This is a genomic window from Roseovarius pelagicus (assembly GCF_025639885.1).
Classification (GTDB): domain Bacteria; phylum Pseudomonadota; class Alphaproteobacteria; order Rhodobacterales; family Rhodobacteraceae; genus Roseovarius; species Roseovarius pelagicus.
This window is the reverse complement of the sequence record NZ_CP106738.1, coordinates 2,966,370-2,987,457: the sequence shown is the minus strand read 5'-3', so window position 1 is coordinate 2,987,457 and position 21,088 is coordinate 2,966,370. Positions and strand designations below refer to the sequence as shown.

At 54.8% G+C, this 21,088-nt stretch carries 17 protein-coding genes; 12 read left to right on the top strand and 5 right to left on the bottom strand.

The genetic code is table 11. The features are described from left to right. Positions 1-91: 91 nt before the first annotated feature. The 3 genes from N7U68_RS15795 to N7U68_RS15785 all read left to right on the top strand — a co-directional run bounded on the left by N7U68_RS15795 (position 92) and on the right by N7U68_RS15785 (position 4,237). The gene (locus N7U68_RS15795) at positions 92-1,063 is read left to right on the top strand and encodes an ABC transporter substrate-binding protein (protein WP_263047430.1); all 972 of its coding nucleotides are present in this window, start codon (positions 92-94) and stop codon (positions 1,061-1,063) included. A 61-nt stretch (positions 1,064-1,124) separates the two neighbouring features. Beyond that, positions 1,125-2,177 carry a quaternary amine ABC transporter ATP-binding protein gene (locus tag N7U68_RS15790; RefSeq protein ID WP_263047429.1) on the top strand — a complete coding sequence of 351 codons (1,053 nt, stop codon included), beginning with the start codon at positions 1,125-1,127 and terminating at the stop codon, positions 2,175-2,177. After that, positions 2,174-4,237: an ABC transporter permease gene (locus N7U68_RS15785; protein ID WP_263047428.1), complete on the top strand. Its 2,064-nt coding sequence runs from the start codon at positions 2,174-2,176 to the stop codon at positions 4,235-4,237. The genes N7U68_RS15790 and N7U68_RS15785 overlap by 4 nt, the downstream gene beginning before the upstream one ends. Positions 4,238-4,258: 21 nt before the next feature. Here N7U68_RS15785 and N7U68_RS15780 read toward each other — a convergent pair whose 3' ends face one another. The 3 genes from N7U68_RS15780 to N7U68_RS15770 form a co-directional block, all read right to left on the bottom strand. Beyond that, complete coding sequence (locus N7U68_RS15780; protein WP_263047427.1) at positions 4,259-5,209, bottom strand: helix-turn-helix domain-containing protein; 951 nt, start codon at positions 5,207-5,209, stop codon at positions 4,259-4,261. A gap of 368 nt (positions 5,210-5,577) precedes the next feature. Beyond that, entirely contained in the window at positions 5,578-8,682 is a 3,105-nt protein-coding gene (locus N7U68_RS15775) for an efflux RND transporter permease subunit (protein ID WP_165194029.1), read from the bottom strand. Positions 8,683-8,722: 40 nt separating this feature from the next. Beyond that, on the bottom strand, positions 8,723-9,868 hold the full coding sequence (locus N7U68_RS15770; protein ID WP_165194031.1) for an efflux RND transporter periplasmic adaptor subunit: 1,146 nt from the start codon (positions 9,866-9,868) through the stop codon (positions 8,723-8,725). Between the two features lie 485 nt (positions 9,869-10,353). Here N7U68_RS15770 and N7U68_RS15765 point away from each other — a divergent pair, with 485 nt between their 5' ends. From N7U68_RS15765 to N7U68_RS15750, 4 genes are all read left to right on the top strand, one after another. Beyond that, a complete protein-coding gene (locus N7U68_RS15765) occupies positions 10,354-10,815 on the top strand; it encodes a hypothetical protein (RefSeq protein ID WP_263047426.1) in 462 nt (153 codons plus the stop codon). A gap of 194 nt (positions 10,816-11,009) precedes the next feature. Next, positions 11,010-11,663 (top strand): sigma-70 family RNA polymerase sigma factor, encoded by a 654-nt coding sequence (locus N7U68_RS15760; protein WP_263047425.1) that lies wholly within the window; start codon positions 11,010-11,012, stop codon positions 11,661-11,663. After that, positions 11,660-12,322 carry a hypothetical protein gene (locus tag N7U68_RS15755; RefSeq protein ID WP_263047424.1) on the top strand — a complete coding sequence of 221 codons (663 nt, stop codon included), beginning with the start codon at positions 11,660-11,662 and terminating at the stop codon, positions 12,320-12,322. Before N7U68_RS15760 ends, N7U68_RS15755 begins: the two co-directional genes overlap by 4 nt. Positions 12,323-12,346: 24 nt before the next feature. Next, entirely contained in the window at positions 12,347-13,738 is a 1,392-nt protein-coding gene (locus N7U68_RS15750; protein WP_373322932.1) for a S8 family peptidase, read from the top strand. Positions 13,739-13,971: 233 nt separating this feature from the next. On the opposite strand, the gene N7U68_RS15745 is transcribed toward N7U68_RS15750, so the two are convergent. Next, positions 13,972-14,979 (bottom strand): response regulator, encoded by a 1,008-nt coding sequence (locus N7U68_RS15745; RefSeq protein ID WP_263047422.1) that lies wholly within the window; start codon positions 14,977-14,979, stop codon positions 13,972-13,974. Positions 14,980-15,360: 381 nt separating this feature from the next. Between N7U68_RS15745 and N7U68_RS15740 the strand changes: the two genes are divergently transcribed. Next, the gene (locus tag N7U68_RS15740) at positions 15,361-16,377 is read left to right on the top strand and encodes a response regulator (RefSeq protein ID WP_263047421.1); all 1,017 of its coding nucleotides are present in this window, start codon (positions 15,361-15,363) and stop codon (positions 16,375-16,377) included. A 66-nt stretch (positions 16,378-16,443) separates the two neighbouring features. Here N7U68_RS15740 and N7U68_RS15735 read toward each other — a convergent pair whose 3' ends face one another. Next, the gene (locus tag N7U68_RS15735) at positions 16,444-17,340 is read right to left on the bottom strand and encodes an acyl-homoserine-lactone synthase (RefSeq protein WP_241188240.1); all 897 of its coding nucleotides are present in this window, start codon (positions 17,338-17,340) and stop codon (positions 16,444-16,446) included. A gap of 95 nt (positions 17,341-17,435) precedes the next feature. On the opposite strand from N7U68_RS15735, the gene N7U68_RS15730 reads away from it, so the two are divergent. The 4 genes from N7U68_RS15730 (at position 17,436) to N7U68_RS15715 (ending at position 20,935) form a co-directional block, all read left to right on the top strand. Next, positions 17,436-18,869 carry a sensor histidine kinase gene (locus tag N7U68_RS15730; RefSeq protein WP_165194042.1) on the top strand — a complete coding sequence of 478 codons (1,434 nt, stop codon included), beginning with the start codon at positions 17,436-17,438 and terminating at the stop codon, positions 18,867-18,869. Positions 18,870-19,099: 230 nt separating this feature from the next. Beyond that, complete coding sequence (locus tag N7U68_RS15725) at positions 19,100-20,086, top strand: response regulator (protein ID WP_165194044.1); 987 nt, start codon at positions 19,100-19,102, stop codon at positions 20,084-20,086. A 16-nt stretch (positions 20,087-20,102) separates the two neighbouring features. Then, complete coding sequence (locus tag N7U68_RS15720; RefSeq protein ID WP_165194046.1) at positions 20,103-20,453, top strand: Hpt domain-containing protein; 351 nt, start codon at positions 20,103-20,105, stop codon at positions 20,451-20,453. 89 nt (positions 20,454-20,542) lie between these two features. Then, positions 20,543-20,935: a response regulator gene (locus N7U68_RS15715; protein WP_165194048.1), complete on the top strand. Its 393-nt coding sequence runs from the start codon at positions 20,543-20,545 to the stop codon at positions 20,933-20,935. Positions 20,936-21,088: the final 153 nt, after the last annotated feature.

Below are 21,088 nucleotides of genomic sequence, written 5' to 3'. Positions count from 1 at the left end.
TGACCGGCCCCAACCGTCGCCTTGCTTTACCAGCTGTCAAAGGCTGGAAAACGCTCCGTGCGCAATAAAAAATCCAAAGGGAGAAACAAGAATGATAAACACAACCAACTGCGCCATGGCCCTTCTGGCCTCTGTCACGGTGGCCACGTTCACTAACGCCGCAACCGCCGCCGATCTGGGCGCAACGGATGAGCCGATCAAACTGGCGATCAACGAATGGACCGGCCAGCACATCTCGACGCATGTCGCTGGCGATCTGCTCGAGAAGATGGGCTATAGCGTGGACTATGTGACCGCTGGCAACTATCCGCAGCATACTGCTCTGGCCGATGGCGATTTGCATGCCTCGCTGGAAATCTGGACAAATAACGTCGGCGATATCTACCCCAAGATGAAGGAAGCGGGAAAGATCGTCGATATCGGCGCGCTGGGTCTGACCACGCGCGAGGGGTGGATGTATCCCAAACACATGGAAGATCTGTGTCCCGGTCTGCCCGATTGGCAAGCTTTGAGCGCGTGCAAGGATATACTCGTGACGCCAGATGCCTTTCCGCAGGGCCGAATCCTTGCCTACCCTGCCGACTGGGGCACGCGATCTGCCGATATCATCGAAAGTCTCGGGATTGATTTCAAGGCCGTGCCCGCAGGATCCGAAGGCGCGCTGGTTGCAGAACTGAAATCGTCAGAAGCGCAGCAGACACCGCTGGTCATGATGTTTTGGGCACCGCACTGGATCTTTGCCGAGATCGAGGCCGGTTGGGTCGAATTGCCCGCGTTTGAGGACGCCTGCCTGACAGACCCCTCATGGGGACCCAACCCGAACGCCACAGGCGATTGTGGGGTAGAGGCGCCGGTCACGATGAAAGTCGCCTGGGCCGGATTCGAGGAAAAATGGCCCGCCGCCTATGCCCTGCTTGATGCGCTGCAAATGGATACCGCAGAGCAGGAAATCATGATGAAGGCGATCGATCAGGACGGCAGGGATGTCGAGGACGTCGTCGCCGCCTGGGTCGCGGAGAACCAAAACGTCTGGGGACCCTGGATCGACGCCGCAAGCAAGTGAACCCCTCCGATCCCCGGCGCAGCGGTCCAGCGCTGCTGCGTCTTTTTCAAGAAAGTACATCATGACTGCAGCGGCAAAGCTCTCGGTTCGGAACCTCTGGAAAATCTACGGCCCGAATCCAGAAAAATTGGTTTCCAGAGATTTCCCTGCCATGTGCCACCAAGAGCGGTTGGCACATATACGCGAAAATCACCATTTCGTGGCGGCTGCCGATGTCAGCTTTGATATTTCTGAAGGCGAGATCTTTGTCATCATGGGGTTGTCCGGCTCGGGCAAATCAACCGTTCTGCGTGCCATATCACGGTTGATCGAGCCGACATATGGGCAGGTCTTTCTGGATGGCAACGACCTGTTAAAAGCCGGCGCCCGCGAAATGATCGAAATCCGTCGGCACAAGATGGGGATGGTTTTTCAGAATTTCGGGCTTCTGCCACATCTTGACGTGGTTCAGAACGTGGCCTTCCCACTCAAGGCCCAACGTCGCCCGCGCGCCGAACGCCGCGCTCACGCGCGTAAGATGATCGAACTGGTCGGACTGAAAGGCAAGGAACAGTCCTATCCACACGAGCTGTCAGGTGGACAACAGCAGCGCGTGGGCATCGCACGGTCGCTCGCAGTAGAGCCGGAAATTTGGTTTCTGGACGAACCATTCTCGGCCCTTGATCCCCTCATACGCGCCCAGATGCAGGACGAATTTCTGCGCCTTCAGACGCAGTTGCGCAAAACCATCGTCTTTGTCACCCATGATTTCCTCGAAGCCCTCAAACTTGCAGACAATATCTGCATTATGAAAGATGGAGAAATCGTTCAGATTGGCTCTCCGTCCGAAATCGTGATGCGCCCGGTAAATGATTACGTAAAGGACTTTATCGGCGACGTGCCGCTGGCCAAGGTGATCCACGCAAAGGATGTGATGGGCGCGGCCTATGCCGATGGCAAAACGCATCCCACCGTTGCCCATAACTCGATCCTTGATGAGGCGCTCAAGCTCTTTGACGAGAACACTGAAACCGTCGATGTGATCGGCGATGATGGCCGTGTTCTTGGGTCATTGCATCCGTTGGAGGTGATCCGATCACTCTATCACGACGACGTGACAACAGCGCAGACATGACCCGCATCGTCGATACCTTGGCGGCCGCTGCCCGATCGGCGTGGCCATGGCTCTTGATCCTCGCCATCAGCGCGGCGCTGATCATAGTGCGTAATACCTTGCCTGCCGTCATTGACTATCCAGACGCGTGGACACTGCCCATTGCCGACTGGATTAATCACTACATGGATTGGTTCGTACCACAGTTTCAATGGATGTTCCGCGCAGTCAGCAGCACATTGCAACTGGCCCTTGTTGGCGTGCAATATATTCTGCTGGGCTTTCCGTGGATCATCACACTCTCACTCGTCGCGCTCATCGCGTGGCAGGCCGGCGGGATCAGGCTGGCCGCGTTAACGGTGTTGGCACTGCTCTATACGCTGATCTCGGGCTATTGGATCGCAGCAATGAACACGCTCTCGCTGGTGGTCGTCGCGCTGCCTCTGTCGGTGTTGCTGGGGTTTCTGATGGGGTATGTCGGGTTTCGCTCTCGGCGGATGCTCCGGGTAATCTTGCCGACGCTTGACCTGATGCAGACGATCCCTGCTTTCGCCTACCTGATCCCGATCCTACTGCTGTTTGGCTTTGGCCCGGTGGTCGGCTTGATTGCCAGCGTCGTGTTCGCCGTACCGCCAATGGTGCGCAATACGATTCTCGGATTTCAGAGGATTCCGCCCGCCATTGTCGAAAGCGCGCGCATGTCGGGCTGCACCCCGTTCCAGAAATTTCTTTGGGCCGAATTGCCGACCGCTTGGCCGCAAATGCTGATCGGTGTCAATCAGACCACAATGGCGGCACTGTCGATGATCATCATCGCAGCAATTATCGGCGGCTTCGACGATATCGGCTGGGAGGTTCTCTCGTCCATGCGCAAAGCGCAGTTTGGGCAAAGCCTGCTTTCTGGCATCGTCATCGTGCTTTTGGCAATCATGCTGGACCGCGTAACGGCCGCTTTTGCCGCACGACAATTGCCAACCGCCAGCCATGTGGGAATGTCAGGCGATCGGTTCGCACTTTGGGCTGTAGCGCTCATAGCTATCGGATCTGCTCTGGCGGTTTCTATGCCCGGCTTCACCATCTGGCCGGATCGGTGGGTCGTCTATCCCGCCCAAAACATCAACGATGCGGTCGAGACTTTTACCACCCGATTTGGCGCGCAGATGGCCAGCGTTAAGAACTGGGTGCTCTATCATTTGCTCCTGCCCGTGAAGATGGGCTTCGAGAAGGTCATACAGCCCTTCACATGGGGCTTCACCTTCACCCCGCTGTTAAAATCCGCCTACTGGGCGCTGACGGCAATTGGCTGTCTCACTGCCTTTGGTTCCGGTTGGTGGAAAACCGGCGTTGCGATTATCGTGGTCATGGGCGTTTTGTATTTCGGCACCACCGGGTTGCCATGGGCCAGTGTGCTGCTGCTGTCGATCATGCTGGGTTACGCCGTGGACGGGCGGCGTCTGGCCCTGTTTTTAGGTGGGACAATCGTGTTCTTGCTCATCAACGGGCTTTGGTCGCAGGCAATGCTGTCCGTCTATCTATGTTTTGTATCGGTCTTTCTTTGCGTGCTCTTTGGCGGATTGATTGGAGTTTGGGCCGCCGCCTCGGACCTGATGTCGGGTATCATCCGCTCAATCAACGATGTGCTCCAGACCCTGCCACAATTCGTATTGCTGATCCCTGCTCTCATGCTCTTTCACGTCGGAGAGTTCACGGCACTGCTGGCGATCATCGCCTATGCTATCGTCCCCATGATCCGCTACACCGAATTCGGCCTGCGCAACGTTTCGGGAACGCTGGTCGACGTTGGCGTGTCGGGTGGCTGCTCGCGTTGGCAACTTTTCTGGCTTGTACGACTGCCCCAAGCCATTCCACAGATGTTGATCGGGGTGAATCAGACCGTGCTTTATTCACTGGGAATGCTGGTCATCGCGGCACTGGTCGGCACCACCGGGCTAGGTCAAGCGATCTATGTCGCGCTTGGCCGGGCTGATGCAGGAATGGGTATCGTTGCGGGCTTGGGCATGGCCCTTATCGCTATGAGCCTTGATCGTATTCTACAGGCCGTCGTCAACAGCCATACCTGACCTCACTTTGGCACCGATCCCCTATTCAGCCATCGCGCCAAAGAACATCAGGAACAGTTCCCGCTCGCTGGTGATGCCCAGTTTACGATAGATTCGCCCTTTGTGATTCTTGATATTCCCCAACGACAGATCAAGCATATGAGCAATATTCGTACTGCTGTGGCCCTTAAAGATTAACTGCACGATATCCTTCTCGCGCGGCGTCAGCCCCATCTGGTTGCTCCAGTTTTCAATCGTCGAGGTTTGGGCCGCGGGCTGATCCGACAGATCCTTTGGCGTCAATGTCCATAAGAACCGCTCGGGCAGTCCAAAGCTGGCCTCCAGCGGAAAGCACTCCAACTCGGCCTCCGGCACCTCTTGCTTGCTCCATTCGTTGGTGACCCAGATCGTAGAGCCGGCGCTATTGGTGATCCGCAGCGGGTAGCCAAGCGAGGGCGAGCTGTCGATATGTTCCGGGCTAACCCGCAAAAGCGAGCGGATATGCAAGCGATAGAGCGCCGCGCAAGCATCAAAAATGCCGCGCAAAGCCTGACTGTCCTCCAACGAAAACAGCGCATCCTTTTTGTTGAAAAAGATCGCAACCGAACTGTCGGCCACGCCGGGCAGAAAAACACCGATTTCGTCAGTGACACCGATTTCCGGCATAAGACCCCCGGTGTAGTGGCTATAGCGATTGTGATCTCGTACAAAGTCCTGCAACCAAACAACGCCTTCCTTCCTAGTCCGACGCCAATGGTCAAGATATGGATCAGACGCGGCAAACTCTGACAGATAGAGTTCCGCCATGTGCGAGGGAAACGTATGCGAATGGATCAGAAAACGTGGCATCTCACGCGTGGAATAACGGGCCATCGTGATGAAATCAAAGTCAAGGACATTGCCCATCGCATCGGCAAGCTCCTTTTCAAAGTCAGGTGTTCCGACGGCTTCAAAGACAGTGCGGAAACAGGTCAGGGTTTCGTGCTTCGCCATATCTGGGTACGTTTTTTGGTCATCCATAGGGTCTTTGGTGCGTCCGCCCATCCACGAGGCGATCCCCCTTAGATACACAAGATTTATGTATCAGATTTACGCTCTTCCGTCATCCCATTTTGCACGTCAATCAATATGGACATTGTTAACTCCGGGGGCATGGCCGAAAAATTCACGCTACTTAAAGTACTTGATTTTTAATAATAAAATCACATGGCGTCTATTGGCACTTCGCTCCGTACAAAGGCCATGCAGGCCGAGCTACGCGTAGACGTGGATATATCAGTCACTGACCCGCCGTCGTCTGAACCGCAGCGTTGGGAAACCGGCTATATTTTGGCTGCCCAGCGCGATAACCGTCCAGAGGATCAGTCCGGCTTGCCGCGCGAGCCGCTCATCTTTGAGATCACCGCAAAGAACAGCGGCACGAAAAGCACCCCCAGTACCGTCGCGGCGATCGTGCCCGACAGCACACCCGCCCCGATGGCCGTGCGCCCACCGGACCCCGCCCCGGTGCTCAGCACCAGTGGCAACACGCCCAGACCAAACGCCATCGAGGTCATCAGGATCGGTCGGAACCGCTGGCGTGCGGCATCGACTGCGGCCTCCAAAATAGTTTCGCCCGCCGCGCGTTTATCGCGCGCAAACTCGACGATCAGGATCGCGTTCTTGCCGGTCAGGCCGATCACCGTCAGCAGGCCGACCTGAAAGAACACGCCATTATCGAAACTGCCCAGCCACGCACCGACCAGCGCGCCCAGCACCCCGATGGGCATCGCCAGCATCACCGCGAACGGGATCGACCAGGATTCGTACAATGCTGCCAACGCGAGGAAAATCGCCGCCAACGACAGCGCATAGAGCAGCGGTGCCTGATTGCCCGACTCCTGCTCTTCCAGCGACAGACCAGTTAACGAGATCTGGAACCCCGGTGGCAGGTCACCGGCGAGGCGTTTCAGTTCGGCAATCGCCTCGCCAGTGCTGACGCCGGGCGCGGGGGCGCCCTGAATTTGCATTGCCGGGACACCGTTGTAACGCGTCACCCCTTGCGGCCCATAGGACCATTGCGCAGTGGTAAAGTTGGAGAACGGCACCAGACCACCACTGGCGTTGCGCACACGCCATTTCTCGATGTCTGACGGCACGCTGCGGGCATGTGCCTCACCCTGCACATAGACCCGCTTGATCCGGCCCTCATCCACGAAATCATTGACATAGGTGCCCGCCCACGCGGTGCCGAGCAGGTTGCCCACATCCGTCGCGCTGACCCCCATGGCTCCGGCCTTGCGCCAGTCGATATCCAGATTGAACTGCGCCGCGTCCTCCAGCCCGCTGGGCCGGGCTGATGCAATCAGCGGGCTTTGCGCTGCCATGCCCAGCATCTGATTGCGCGCCTGCAGCAGTTGCTCGTGGCTCTGCCCGCCGCGCGCCTGAATGTAGAAATCAAAGCCCGAGACATTGCCCAGTTCGATCACCGACGGTGGCACGATGGGAAACACCATCGCGCCCTGAATTTGGCTGAATGCCCCGTAGGCCCGGCCCGCAAGTGCCTGAACACTTTGCGCGGCCTCTTCGCGTTTGTCCCAGTCCTTGAGCCGGACAAAGGCCAATCCCATGTTTTGCCCGCGCCCCGAAAAGCTGAATCCGGCAATGCCGAAGACGCTTTCGACGATCTCGCCCTCCTGATCGAGGAAATAGTTTTCGACCTGCTTGACCACGTCCAGCGTCTGTTCGGCCGTGGTGCCTGTCGGACCCTGAATTAGAGTGAACAGAATCCCCTGATCCTCGTCCGGCAAGAACCCTTGCGGCGTGCGCATGAACATGCTGACCATCAGCGCCACGATCATCAGATAGATGATCCCCACCCGCACGGGCCGCTTGACGATGTAACCCACCGTACCGGCATACCCGCCCAACAGCTTGTCAAAGCCGCGATTGAACAGCCCAAAGAAACCTGTGGTTTTCTCGCCGTGCTTGGCCTTGAGCATCGTCGCACACAGTGCCGGTGTCAGCGTCAGCGCCACCACCACCGACAGCGCCATCGCCGAGATGATCGTGACCGAGAACTGCTGATAGATGACCCCGGTTGAGCCGGGAAAGAACGCCATCGGCACCAGAACCGCCGACAGCACGACCGCGATACCGATCAGCGCGCCAGTAATCTGATCCATCGACTTGCGCGTTGCCTCCAGCGGACTCAGCCCTTCCTGCTCCATGATCCGTTCGACGTTTTCGACCACAACGATCGCGTCATCCACCAACAGGCCGATCGCCAGCACCATGGCCAGCATCGTCAGCGTATTGATCGAAAACCCGAAGAACGCCATCACCCCGAACGTCCCCATCAGAACCACCGGCACCGCCAGCGTCGGAATCAGCGTCGCGCGCAGGTTTTGCAGGAACAACAGCATCACGAAAAACACGAGGATGATTGCCTCGATCAGCGTTTTGACCACCTCTTTGATCGAGATTTTGACAAAGGGCGTCGTGTCGTAGGGAATGACATATTCGACCCCTTCGGGGAAAAACGCCGCCAGTTCGGCCACCCGCGCCTTGACCAGCTCGGCCGTGTCCAGCGCGTTGGCGCCGGGCGCCAGACTGATCGCCAGCCCAGAGGACGGATTGCGCTTGAACCGGGAAATGGTGCCGTAATTCTCTGCGCCGATCTCGACCCGCGCCACATCGTTCACCAGCACAAGCCCCCCGTCGGTTTCGGCGCGAATGACGATCTGGCGGAAATCATCCGGCGTGGTTAGCAGCGACTGCGCGGTGATCGTGGCGTTCAACACCTGCCCGTCGGTCGCCGGGCGCGCACCAAACTCGCCCGCTGAAATCTGCGCATTCTGCGCACGCACCGCCGTCACCACATCCTGCGGCGTCAGTTCGAACGCGGCCAGCTTGGCCGGGTCCAGCCAGATGCGCATCGCATAACGCGCACCAAACACCCGGACATTGCCGACACCGTCGACGCGGCTCAACTCGTTCACCATGTAGGTGTTCAGATAGTCACCCAAATCAGTCGCGTCATAGGTCCCGCTTTCGGCGATCAGCGCGATCACCATCAGGAACCCTGACGATGATTTCTGCACCGGAACGCCCTGCCGTTGCACCGGCTCAGGCAACAGCGGCGTAGCCTGAGCCAACTTGTTCTGGACCTGCACCTGCGCGATATCGGGGTCGGTCCCGGTCTCGAATGTCAGAGTAATCGACGTGCCGCCCGCACTGGTCGAACTGGACGAAATGTAGCGCAACCCGTCCAGCCCGGTCATCTGCTGTTCGATCACCTGCGTCACCGTATTGGCCACGGTTTCGGCGCTGGCACCCGGATAGGTCGCAGAGACGGTCACCGTGGGCGGCGCAATCTGTGGATACTGCGCCACTGGCAGTATCAGGATCGACAGAACGCCAATCCCGATGATGAAGATCGAGATGACCCAGGCAAAAATCGGTCGGTCGATAAAGAAACGCGCCATACGGGGGGGCTCCGGTCTGAATACTGTCTCGGTGGCGGCTCTACTCCGCCGCGACCTCGGGTTTCGAGCTGCGTTCCTGCGGGGTCACCGTGGCACCGGGCGAGGCCCGTTGCAGCCCCTCCACCACGATACGGTCACCACTTTGCAAACCGCTGCGCACCACCCAATCCGTGCCGCGATCCTGAATCACCTCGACGACTTTCTGCTCAACCACGCCCTCGGCATTCACTACCAACGCCGTGGGCTGACCGCGCCGGTTGCGGCTGATCCCCTCCTGAGGCACCAGAAACGCGCCCTTCGCAATGCCATTGGGCATCTGCACCTGCACATACATCCCCGGCAACAACAGCTTGTCCGGATTGGCAAACTCCAGCCGCAGGACAACAACCCCGGTTAGCATATTCACCGTCGGCTCGGCGGCAGTCAGTTGTCCGGTCTGGTCAAACAGGCTGCCATCCGCCAGCCGCAGCGTCACGTCGCGTGACGCATCCCCCAGCCGGGCCTCGGTATTGCCGCGCCGGAAATCCAGCAATTCAGCCGCCGATTGGGTCACGTCAACGTAGATCGGGTCGATGTTGCGAATGATCGCCAGCGGCTGTTGCTGGCTGGCCGTGACCAGCGCCCCGGCACTGACGATCGAACGGCCGATTTCGCCCGACAGGCGGGCGTGTATCTTGGTCCGGTCCAGTTCGATCCGGGCCAGTTGTAACTGCGCCTTGGCGGCTTGCAGCCCCGCAGCGGCGCTATCGCGTTCGGTGATTGCGGTATCCAGCGCCTGTTCGCTGACCACATTGCGCGTGGACAGGGTGGTCAGTCGCTCCGCCTCGCGGGAAGTCGCGCCCACCATTGCTTCGGCCTGCGCCACGGCGGCCTCTGCCTGCGCCACAGCCGCCAGATAGGTCGCCGGATCGATCTGGTAGAGGATATCACCCTCGTTGACATGCCCACCTTCGGTGAACTGCCGGTCGGTGATTATGCCTGCCACCTGCGGCCGCACTTCGGCTTCGGCAGAGGCAACGATGCGACCGGGCAGTGTTGTACTGAGTTCCACATCCTGCGGCGTGACGGTAACGACGGTCACGGCGGGCGGAGGTTGGTCGCCCTGCTGGGCCATGGCAACCCCTGCCCCGGCCAGCAACGCGAATGTCAGGATCAGCGGACGTAGTACGGCATTGGTGATAAACATGGGCAACATCCATTCGGCGCGGGTCGATATCCAGGGTGGAAACGGCACTGTCGCAACAGGCCTTGGGGTCTGTGCATTTGGTGGCTCTTATATCCCTCTGGACGTCTTGGGCAACCCGCCCGGATCAATGATGACTATTTCGTGTGTCTGTCCTCATTCGAAATCGGACCTCACAGCGATTTGGGCGTCGGAGACTGTGGCTCTTTGGTGTGATTGAGCCGGCACGCAGCCCTGCGACATTTGTAGCTAACGCGACAACGCTGCCTGCTCATAGAACCCGGCCAACATGCCCATCAACTGGATCATGAGGCAAGAACGCCACCCGGTCCGCGCAATAACGCCATATAAAAATGTATTTATTCAGTATGTTATGCGTTTATTGAGTCCTTTTTCAAACTTTCTTTGAACCTTTTCGCGTCCTCAAACGACCTATCACCGTTACCCAAGCAAACAAGCCGATTGGCTCAATCAAACGGAGACAGAAAATGTTCAACTCAACCTTCAAACAGACCGTTCTTTCCACTCTTGCTGCAACTGTCGTTGCAACCAGTTTCTCAATTAACCCGGCACTTGCCGGTGGTGGCGGTGGCCGTGATCCAGCCGAGCGGGTCAGCACCATCTCGACGGTCAATCCTGACGGCAGCAAGACCAGCATTCGGTCGCGCAACGCCGCCAAGACCTTTACCCTCACGCGGACCAAAAACGGCAAGGTCGTCAACAAGAAGCGCATTAACAAAAATCGCGGAACGTTCGTGACCATCCACAACCCGGACGGCACCAGCCGCACGATCACGAAACCCAGCAAGCCTAGTAAAGCGTTCGTCACCATCCACAACGCGGACGGCACCAGCCGCACCGTCACGAAACCCAGCAAGCCGGGCAAGGCGTTCGTCACCCTGCACAACGCGGACGGCACAAGCACCACCATCACTGGCGCTGACCGGTAATGCCCGCGCCCACATTCACCGTTCGGTCTGATGATCCAAATCAGTTTGTTGATGACCGAACGGTGAGAAATAGGGGCGTTATCTTGGCCCGGATTTCAATCAGGATCCCACCGCCCTCAGGCTCCATGCCGGCGCTTGGGATCACGGTGTTTGCAGGGGCTACGCCCCCTTCGGCGACACCTCAGGAGAAGACCATGACTGCGATGACTGCGACGCCCACTCCTGTTTTGCTCTGCTCACCATACTTGGTTAAAGTGATGCTGTGGATAATGGCGGGGTTGGGAATGTCAGAGGATGATGATCAGCGCCAGCTTGAGAGAGTCGCCAATGGTGACCGGCAGGCCATAGGCCTTCTCTACCAACGTTACCATAAACGGGTGTTTCACTTTGTTCGACGTTATGTCAGCGACGTTGGAGCCGCCGAGGACCTCACGAATGATGTCTTTATAGAGGTTTGGCAAAAGGCTTCGGCATATGAAGGCCGTTCCAAAGTTTCCAGCTGGTTGCTGGGCGTCGCCAGATACAAAGCCCTATCAGAAATTCGCAAGAAAAAACCAGTTCACTCAAAGTCCGGTGAGATACTGGATACACTGGAAGATGACGCAGATGACCCGGAAATGGTTTCTCAAAAGCGCGATAAGGGAACAGCGATCAAGCGTTGTATGAGAACGCTATCGCGCGATCATCGGGTGGTTCTGGAACTGATTTACTACCATGAAAAATCTATCGAGGAAGTTTCAGAGATACTCGATATTCCGAAAAACACGGTAAAGACCCGGACATTTCATGCGCGCAAGCAACTGTCTGCGGAAATGAACGCCCAAGGTCTTGATAGGGGGTGGCCATGAGCACTCTGAGCGAAAGAGAAAAACAAGAAGTGTCACTGCTGCTGCCTTGGTATGCGAATGGAACACTGAACAGCGAAGACAGCCGCAAAGTTGAGGCCGCGCTGGCTCAGGATGATGCGCTTGCCCGGGAATTTGACCTTGTACTGGAAGACCAGATGGCCGTGGTCGAGCTGGTTTCCGAAGAAGAGGTTCCCGTTTCCATGGCTGAACGGTTCAAGGCGGCGCTGAATGCCGAACAGGATGAACCAGCAACAAGCGCGAGACCGCGTGAAGCGGGCGAGAGCCTGATAAATCACATTATTTCCGTTTTGTTTCCTGCCAGACCACGCGCTTATGCTGTTGTCGCCGCTGTGTTTATTTTGTTCGCACCGGCGGTTGTGATATACTCAATCGTGGTCGGAAATCAGCAGACGGGCCAATATCAAACGGCTTCCGGAGAAGAGGAAACCATCCTCGGGAAAACGCGAACGCTGGTCAAATTCAATTCCGATGCCGTTTGGACTGACATAGACGCATTTCTAAGCGAGAACCGCGGCCAGATCGTAAAGGGGCCGACCCCGGACGGACTTTATGAGCTGGCGTTTGAAACGGCTGATAAGCTTGCCGAAAAAATGGCGGCTGAGACCGGTATTTTTGAATTTGTTTTACCTGCGAACTAGGCCACGCCGGAAGAGGAGAAAAACATGCCTGATAGATTAGTCCATTCATCCATCCGTTATGTTGGAATTCTGATGTTCGTCTACGCGATTGCAATACCGGTGCCATCTGCGCATGCCGACGGCGGGCGCGGCCCCGAACCCAGCCTCCATTCCAAACCTTCGACGAGTGCTTCAACATCTCAGGCTCCTGCGATATCCTATGGCAAAAAGAAAAGTGCCACGGCTCAGACTGAGGCGAGCACCTCACCCAAGCCGAAACGGCAAAGCCGAAAACCAGCCCCGCGAATTGTTGAATCCGCCCCGAGCGGGCAACCACCTGCCGGTGAATCCCGGTTTGTCGTTGACGAAGTGATCGTCCGGTTTCAGCTTTCGTCGACCCCCGGTGCACAACTTCGGGCGATCCGCGGTCTGGGCATGACCCATCTGAACGCGCGAACGTTCTTTTTGGCCGGTGTCACGGTGCATCGCTACCGTTTGCCCGCAGGCATCGGCGTCCAGGAGGCCATCACACAACTAGAGGCAAATGCTGCCGTCGTGAATGCCCAGCCGAACTATCTTTATTTTCTTCAACAGGATCAGAGCATCAATAAATTGCCCCAATTCGGCAATGACAGGGTGCATTTGAGCGACGCTCATGCAACGACAAAAGGAGCCAACATCCGCATCGCAATAATCGACACGGCGATTGATGGAACGCATCCGGAATTTTCAAACTCGAACATCTCGTCATTTGATGTAACCGATGATGGCGGCAACGTCGATCCGCACGGCACATCGATCGCAGGTATATTGGCTGCAGACGCAAAACTGACAGGTGTCACGCCAGAGGCAGAGATTATCAGCATTGCCGCCTTCTCCAAGGATGCGTCAGGCAACACCGTCGGAAATACCTGGACAGTCCTCGAAGCCACGAATGTGGCCCTCAAGCAGGGTGTCGATATTTTGAACATGAGCTTTGCAGGCCCTGCCGACCCATTGCTTGAACAAGCGATGAATGGCGCCAAAAAACAAAACATTCTACCCGTTGCTGCGGCAGGGAACGAAGGGCCCGAGGCCGCAACACTATTTCCCGCCGGCTATGACGCGGTGATTGCTGTGACTGCGCTCGATAGCGAAAACAAGATATATTCCAGAGCCAATATAGGGGAACATGTTGACCTATCCGCGCCCGGTGTAGGCCTCTTGGTTTTGGGAAATTCCTCCGGCTTTCGGACCTCATCGGGCACTTCGATGGCGACGGCCTATGTTAGCGGAATTGCTGCGCTAATATTGTCTGCAAATCCAGGGGCTGACTATTCGATACTTCGATCAATGCTGGAAAACAGTTCCACTGATCTGGGCGAGCCGGGCAAAGACCGTGTTTTCGGATCTGGCATTCCCAACGCTGCGGTGGCCATCGTCGGCTTGAATAACTAACCCTTTCCAGCTGTCTTAGACACACAACTTTGTCAAAAGCCATGGTCACGGAGTGCAAACGCTTGGACCTTATGACCTACGACCAACACGCGCCGCGCTACCTACCGATGGCGGCATTTTAAGGTGCTGTACTGCAATGGTGCTCGGCTTAGTAAATGTCCTGTAAGCGCGTTCATAGCTGAAAGTTCATTGGTAGTGTACGTTCTCCACCACCAATGAGCCGACGAAAGGCTTCAGGCGCTCGTCATCAGGTTGGAACGGTCCAGAGAGCGGCGCATACCATACAATTCGCTATCACGGCTTTCCACGCGGGCAATTGCCGCCTTTGTTGCGCGTCTGAAGTTGAGCTTTGGCGCAGTCTTTAACGTCAGCGGCTCTCCTACGATTAACGCCGTAGGGATTTCCCGGAGACACACAAGCGGCAATTTTCTCGTTTGCAAGCGCCCCAGCATTCTCGCCTCCAATTCTGCTGAAGTGGCACTGCAAGCACCAGTTACAGCGCTTAAAAAAGTGCCGTTGCCTACATGGGTCAAAAACGTTCTCTTCGAGTCAAAGTGTTCGACGACGACGCCTGCGACAGTTTTCAGGAACCCGACGAAATCTGCGGGGCTCGTGTTTGCGAATATCTCATCGATTCGACGAACTTTGATTGCGATCAGATCAATCGTGCACTCATCCGTTCGCGTGACCTGTTCTAGGTAGTTCTGGAAAACCGACAACGACATGATTTGTTCACTTACGATTTCGGGATCATCCGCCATCACCGTGCTATTGGCGCTCCTATCTCGCAATGTGGCTGGCAAGAGCGGCTTCCCTCGGGCGCTATTCTGAGCAGCGAAGTAGCTATCAATCGCCGCTTGACGTTCCTGAACCAATCGTTCGGCGATCCTGATGCGTGTCAGAACTTCAAAGAACTCGTATGGTTTGGTAATGTAGTCAGTAGCTCCTCTTGAGAATGATTTCTCAATTGCACGGCGATCCTTGTGCCTTGTGATCATTATGATCGGTGTACTGGCGTATCTAGGCAGCCTCCGGATCTCAGCGCAGAGTTCGATACCGTTTTTTTCGGGCATGTCCACATCCAGAAGGATGCACTCGTACGCAATGGCTGTTTCGGTTAGTCTCTTAATTGCGTCGTTCGGAGATGAGAGAAGGGACACGCACTCATATCCCCCTTCAGAGAGACATTCACCGAGCAAATCCAGTGAAAGTATATCATCATCGACAGCCATTATTTTCATTACGTTTCTCCTTTTGTGTCGATTTAGAAACTATTGGCATCTCGTCCATCGCGGGTAGCCACTAGGTTGCTAACTTCTATCCGGGCAAGTTGGCCAAAATATGAACTGCTCTGATTTTCATTGCGTGATGCGCATGTCGTTTGGATAAAAGACTTTTCCCAGCCCAACCCGTCATGCGTGTGGTTCCTCGACATCAGATTGGGGCGGAAATTTGACGGAAATCTTGGTCGGGAAACTCGCTCAGAGATAAAAAACATTTATTTACAATCACCTATGCGATTTCAAAGCCGACTCGAGAACCCTCACCAAAACCTAAAAATGGCCATGATCTCTCGCTAGGGGTGAGTAAGAGTACAAGTCGCGTAACTTGGGAGCAAATAAATGCGAATTCTGTTGGTCGATGACGACCTGATCTTCAGCGAGCTATTTACGGCAAAGCTTGCCGCGCAGGGTTTCACGCAGATAACTGTAGCGTCTTCGGCGGAAGCGGCGTTAGAACTGGTAGATCAGCAGCAGCATAGCTTCGATTGCTACCTACTGGACATAGTGCTCGGTGAAATGGATGGAATCGAGCTTTGCCGCCAATTGCGACAACGCATAGAGGCGCGCACGACGCCGATCATCATGATTACATCCAAGCAAACCTCGCATTCAATGGAAGCAGCATTCGCAGCCGGAGCGACAGATTTCCTAAGAAAGCCCCTGAATGAAGTCGAGATAGCCGGACGTATCAAGACAGCAATGTTTTTGGTGGAAGCGACCAACAGGGAAAAACGCACGCGAAAGGCGTTGAAGGCGCTTGTATCATGCGGAATCGATGTGGAGGTAATCGATCCAAACGAGAAAGTGTGCTTTTCCGACGTACCCAATATGCTTGATTACTACCAGCTTGAGAACCGCATGCTCCGGCTCGACAAAGGGCATTACCAATTGAGCGTGTTTCGCATCCGGATCGCAAGGTTCCGGGAAATCAGCAAACTGGCCGATCCTATGAAACTGGTGGCGAGGTTGCACTCAGCGAGCGTTCAGATTTCAGAGGCGGCCTCATCTGGAAAAATGCTATTCTCCTATATTGGGCGCGGCCGGTTTATCTGCTGTGTTATGGGGCGTGAAACGAGGGTATCTGGAGTGTTCGAAAACTCGAACCAGATTACGATCGGGAACCGTATACGGGACCTTGGGCGTGACGATGGCGATCCCCACAGCCTTGAAATCAAAGCTCTGTCCGAGCGCACCATTCTGCAACGAGACGCCATAGTATCGCTGATTCGCAGTGAATACCGCATGGTCAGTTCATTCGTTCAGGAAACCCTCCCGGAGATAGACATGATAGAAGATCAGATTTTTGCCAAAGCCCTAGCCGCCGAGAAGGAAGCACCCCAAGTTGAGGATTTGTGACTGCGGCGTTCCGTACTGGTCCAATATACCTGTTTCGCAGAACAGCACGCCGAGAATAGGACGTGGTTATGTGCTAACTTGAGATTGAACCTGACCTACATATGTCATAGCCGCTCGTTCCGAATTGTTTTCATGCGGCTCTTCAACATTCATCAGAGCGGCTTGGATCTTATCGCCGTCGATGCTCATTGCCGCCCCTACGGGGGTGGCGCTCATCCCGATCCGCTTCATCCAGCGGCTAAAGACAGCAGGCACGATCCCAATGACCGACTTCGCCCCCAACTCTCGTGCTGCGGCAGCCATTTGCTTTAGCAGAATTGACTGAATAAGCAGACGCCGCTTAGAACCAACTGTCGGCGAGACAAATAGCCGTGTTGCTTCCCATATCTCGGGTCGAACCGGTGCATCTAGGAATAGTATGTCTCGCGGGATGTTCTCAAGCAATCCCCTCTGCGCATCCCGCAGCATGTAGCTGTATTGACCGCATTTGGCTGTTGAGGGAAGTAACCGCATTCCCGCAAGAATGCGGCCGTGCTCGTGGATCACGATCCAGCGACATTGCGGCGTGTCATATTGGTCAAACTCCATGCCTTCAGTCTGAGGCAGCTCCCAGCCCTTGTGATCAATGAAAACTTCCCTACGCGCCCTAAGATAGTTTGCGCAAAGCGTTCCGTATTGATGCATGTTTGCAAACGAAAGCGTTGTTCCCTGTACTTCGCGAGTCAGATCGGACATTGGTTGTCCAAACTGGTTTTGCCCATGCGGAACTTCGTCGTAACCAACCAGAGTTACAGCTTGTGGTTGTGCAACGTGATTGGGAAGTTCCAATCGACCCCGATATTTTCGTAGTGCGTATCTCGCTACACCCATGCCTGCCCCCGTTGAAAAATCTCCTATAAATAAACCAATGGTTGCAATAAGTAGCCTTATTTCTGCCATGATCAAGAGGCAAAATGCGTTCACATGCTGAGGCACCCTACATGTGTGGCTTCTGGATTCGCGCGTAACCTCAAAAAGCCTCATGTTTGTAGCAAATATCTGCTTCTGCAGGGTGGACAATGTCAGTTAAAAAATTCTATCAGCTAAGCCTTCGCAACAACCGAAACCTGTTTCGTCTGAATGCTCAGATGACGGATTATGCTCGAACCGGTGTGGCCCTTCTGCCACAGAGGCTGGCAATTTACATCGCTGCGCTATCACTAGTTGGGTTTTATTACAGCAGCTTAGTGGCCATAGTCTGCGGCGGATTCTTAATCTTATCAGAACTGTTTGATCTGCTGACATTCCGCAGGATTTTGCGGATGAAAAAGCGCGACATAGCAGACACACGTTTGAACATGAGACTGCTGATGATTGCCACGGCAGTAAGCGCAGCAAACATCGCGGTCTTCACAGCAGCTATCGCCCACCTGCAAGGACCAACGTCACACTTCATGCCACTGTTCTTCCTGTTCGCAGCCGGTCTCTTTGCGACGATGAACAACCATCAGTTGAAACCGATCCTTCATCTCCGCCTCAGCTTCTATTTTGCGGTTTTTTTCTTCATCCCGCTGTCAGACATCATCAGCACGAGCGCACCATTCTCCTCTGAGTTGTGGGCGGAGTTCCTGACGAGTATATTCGTCATGTTCTTTCTGGTTGATTGTTCGCGCATCTCAACCGGACTGTATGACAAGACTCTGGTGCAGATGGAGGAAATCAGGCAGGAGCACGAGAAGGCTAAATCCGCCTTCGTAGCAAAATCGGATTTTCTGGCAACAGTCAGTCACGAATTGAGAACGCCGCTGACGTCGATCAAAGGCACGCTCGACTTGGTCGATTACGGTGCCTATGGCGAAGTGCCCGAGAAGATGAAGGGAGCACTGTCGATTGCACAGCGGAATGCCGGCCGACTGAACGCCCTGATCAACGACCTTTTGGACCTGCAAAAAATAGAAGCCGGCCGCATGTCCTTTCAGTTTGGCACTATTGGATTGGCGGATTTCTTGGTTCAGGCTGTTGCATCCAACCAACCGTTCGCAAGCAAGTTCAACGTAACTTTCGTTCTCGAGGATGTACCGCAACATCTGTTCATATACGTAGACGAAGCACGGCTGCACCAAGTGATGTCCAACATCCTGTCAAATGCAGCCAAGTTCTCGAACCCCGGCGATGCTGTTACAGTCACTTGCCAAGACAGAGGCGACACAGTTCGAATTTCAATAATTGACAGGGGAATAGGCTTATCCGAATCTGACCGTCAGATTGTGTTTGATGAATTCAGCCAACTTGATTCCTCTGACCGGCGAAAAGTCGGCGGAACTGGCCTTGGCATGAACATCTCAAAACGCATCATCAACGCACATTCTGGCGTGCTGGACTACTTTCGAAACGAGGGCGTCGGAACCACCTTCTACGTGGATCTACCTTTGGTTGACGCTGACAACGAATCCGTCTCGGAAGAGGCACGAGTGCTTTTTTCCAATGAACATCATGAAATGCAGCCCGAATAACTGGGCGCAAATAGGGCGGCACAATCAGGCCAACGGCTTGTAGTCTTGCTATCCACTCAGAAAATCCCTTTCTTTCAGCAAATTGCCATGCTTCCAATCAAACGAAGAATTTTAATCAATTTTTGCCATCTGCCCTATTTTTGACAGGTTGTTCTGTACAACTACTTACACGCTATGCGGGCATACCCTGATGTTGTTGCACCGGGGAAGTGATAGAAGGCTACGAAACAATGAAAATTCTTGCTGTCGACGACGACCCAATAATTCTCGAACTGCTCACGGAAGTTCTCCGGGTTGTTGGCTTCACGGACGTCACGATATGTGAATCAGCTAAGGAAGCCATTGAGACCATAACTCAGAGTGAAGTGCCTTTTGATTGCTTTCTCTGCGATATCCAGATGCCGGAAATGGACGGCATCCAGCTGACCTCTGCGATCCGGAAATTGCCGGAGTATGTTTCGACACCGATCCTTATGATCACAGCGATGTCCGACCGATCATATATTGATAACGCATTCGCAGCGGGTGCCACTGACTATGTGACCAAGCCATTTGAAATCGCAGAGGTGCATGCCCGTATGCGCCTGTTCAGTGAGCGTGATGCTGAACGCAAACTGTTGGAGGACCGTAACCCGGTCCCAACACCGGGACATCCTGCTGGAACTGTCACACAGGCCGAACTTGCCGCGCGCATCACCCCATCAGACGTGACTGGCTTCATCGATTACCTGGCGCTCGAAAACTACCTGCTGCAGTTTTCACGCATATCTCTTTTTGGAATGCGCGCATTTGGCGTCGTCGTTCCAGAATTGGCGCGTGCTTATGAAGCAAGTAGCGCGTACGAATATCACGCCACGATCACGGACTTTGCAGAAGCTATTTCGGATTGCCTGAAGTCGCGTGGCTTTTTCGCATCCCATGCGGGGGCCGGTGAATTTGTTTGCGTACTCACAGACGGAAGTGCCTTCGATCCGATCGAGTTTGAGAAGCAGCTATGCGACACTGTCCGCGAAATGGACCTACATTATTGCGACGGTCGACCAATGACACTCCTACCCGTTGTCGGCGGCACAAAGGGCTTCCAGTTAAAATCGGCGCAGGAGGCCCCGAAAATTCTGGTGCAGGCGCTGTCGGATGCAGAGATGATAGCGAGAGATCCGCATGCTGCGACACGCGAAGCATTGCCTGGACCGCTGCAACGCTTGTTTGCATCATGATAATCTGGAATTTTTGATGAGCGACGTTATGATCAATAGTGTATCCAGCGGCATCGCGCGTATCCGGTTGCGCTTTGCCGAAGAATCTCAGGACAGACACGATCTGTTGGTAAAACTGAGGGCACAGATGAATAACGATATGGCCTGTCAGGAGGCCATCGTTGAGATCGGAAAGATCAGTCACAAGATTGCTGGCACGGCAGCGACCTTGGGCTACCCCGATCTCGGAGAAGTCGCAGCTGCGGTCGATGATCACATCGACCAAAAGGATATGGCATCCCGTATTCCCACGGGAGACCTCGTTACAATCATTGACCGGTTGATCGCTGAGATCGCCAAAGTAAAGAAGCAGTCAGAGCATGGTTAGATTGATGATAAGTATCTATGATCATTGAAAATAACTAACCAATTCGGAGCGCTGGATACACTCGAAGTTTACTGAAAGCGGAGTATGATATGATTGAAATTCTTCACGTCGAAGATGATGCCGACATCAGGGAAATTGCCCTTATAGCGTTGTCGTTGTCTGGCGAATTTAGAGTAGTCCAGTGTCCTTCGGGCGAAGATGCGGTTCGGCAAGCTCAAGGTTACACACCGGATGTTCTCTTGCTTGACGTCATGATGCCCGGCATGAACGGTCCCGAAACCCTAGGACATCTTCGCAAAATCCCCGCCATGATCGATGTGCCTGTCGTATTCATGACAGCGCGCGCTCAACAGAGCGATGTCGATCAGCTTCTCAGCTTGGGCGCGGCGCATGTTATCAGCAAACCGTTTGATCCTCTCCTGCTCGGCGAACAGGTCAAGGGCATCATCCAAGAACACACGCCGTGGAAGATCGCAGTCTAGAGCATTCAAGCCAGCGAGCAGAACAGGATAGATAGAATATTCTGCAAAACCAAAAATAATGCGGCTGTCGCTCTATCTTTTCGCGTAAATGAGCTTAGCAATGAGGCAAGGTTTGACTAGTTTCCCCGCACATTTAAATGAACCATGCCTTAC

Bases quoted from the DNA above. Each gene is read 5' to 3' on its own strand.
- N7U68_RS15795 (WP_263047430.1), top strand. From the start codon at position 92: ATGATAAACACAACCAACTGCGCCATGGCCCTTCTGGCCTCTGTCACG.
- N7U68_RS15790 (WP_263047429.1), top strand. From the start codon at position 1,125: ATGACTGCAGCGGCAAAGCTCTCGGTTCGGAACCTCTGGAAAATCTAC.
- N7U68_RS15785 (WP_263047428.1), top strand. From the start codon at position 2,174: ATGACCCGCATCGTCGATACCTTGGCGGCCGCTGCCCGATCGGCGTGG.
- N7U68_RS15780 (WP_263047427.1), bottom strand. From the start codon at position 5,209: ATGGCGAAGCACGAAACCCTGACCTGTTTCCGCACTGTCTTTGAAGCC.
- N7U68_RS15775 (WP_165194029.1), bottom strand. From the start codon at position 8,682: ATGGCGCGTTTCTTTATCGACCGACCGATTTTTGCCTGGGTCATCTCG.
- N7U68_RS15770 (WP_165194031.1), bottom strand. From the start codon at position 9,868: ATGTTTATCACCAATGCCGTACTACGTCCGCTGATCCTGACATTCGCG.
- N7U68_RS15765 (WP_263047426.1), top strand. From the start codon at position 10,354: ATGTTCAACTCAACCTTCAAACAGACCGTTCTTTCCACTCTTGCTGCA.
- N7U68_RS15760 (WP_263047425.1), top strand. From the start codon at position 11,010: ATGACTGCGATGACTGCGACGCCCACTCCTGTTTTGCTCTGCTCACCA.
- N7U68_RS15755 (WP_263047424.1), top strand. From the start codon at position 11,660: ATGAGCACTCTGAGCGAAAGAGAAAAACAAGAAGTGTCACTGCTGCTG.
- N7U68_RS15750 (WP_373322932.1), top strand. From the start codon at position 12,347: ATGCCTGATAGATTAGTCCATTCATCCATCCGTTATGTTGGAATTCTG.
- N7U68_RS15745 (WP_263047422.1), bottom strand. From the start codon at position 14,979: ATGAAAATAATGGCTGTCGATGATGATATACTTTCACTGGATTTGCTC.
- N7U68_RS15740 (WP_263047421.1), top strand. From the start codon at position 15,361: ATGCGAATTCTGTTGGTCGATGACGACCTGATCTTCAGCGAGCTATTT.
- N7U68_RS15730 (WP_165194042.1), top strand. From the start codon at position 17,436: ATGTCAGTTAAAAAATTCTATCAGCTAAGCCTTCGCAACAACCGAAAC.
- N7U68_RS15725 (WP_165194044.1), top strand. From the start codon at position 19,100: ATGAAAATTCTTGCTGTCGACGACGACCCAATAATTCTCGAACTGCTC.
- N7U68_RS15720 (WP_165194046.1), top strand. From the start codon at position 20,103: ATGAGCGACGTTATGATCAATAGTGTATCCAGCGGCATCGCGCGTATC.
- N7U68_RS15715 (WP_165194048.1), top strand. From the start codon at position 20,543: ATGATTGAAATTCTTCACGTCGAAGATGATGCCGACATCAGGGAAATT.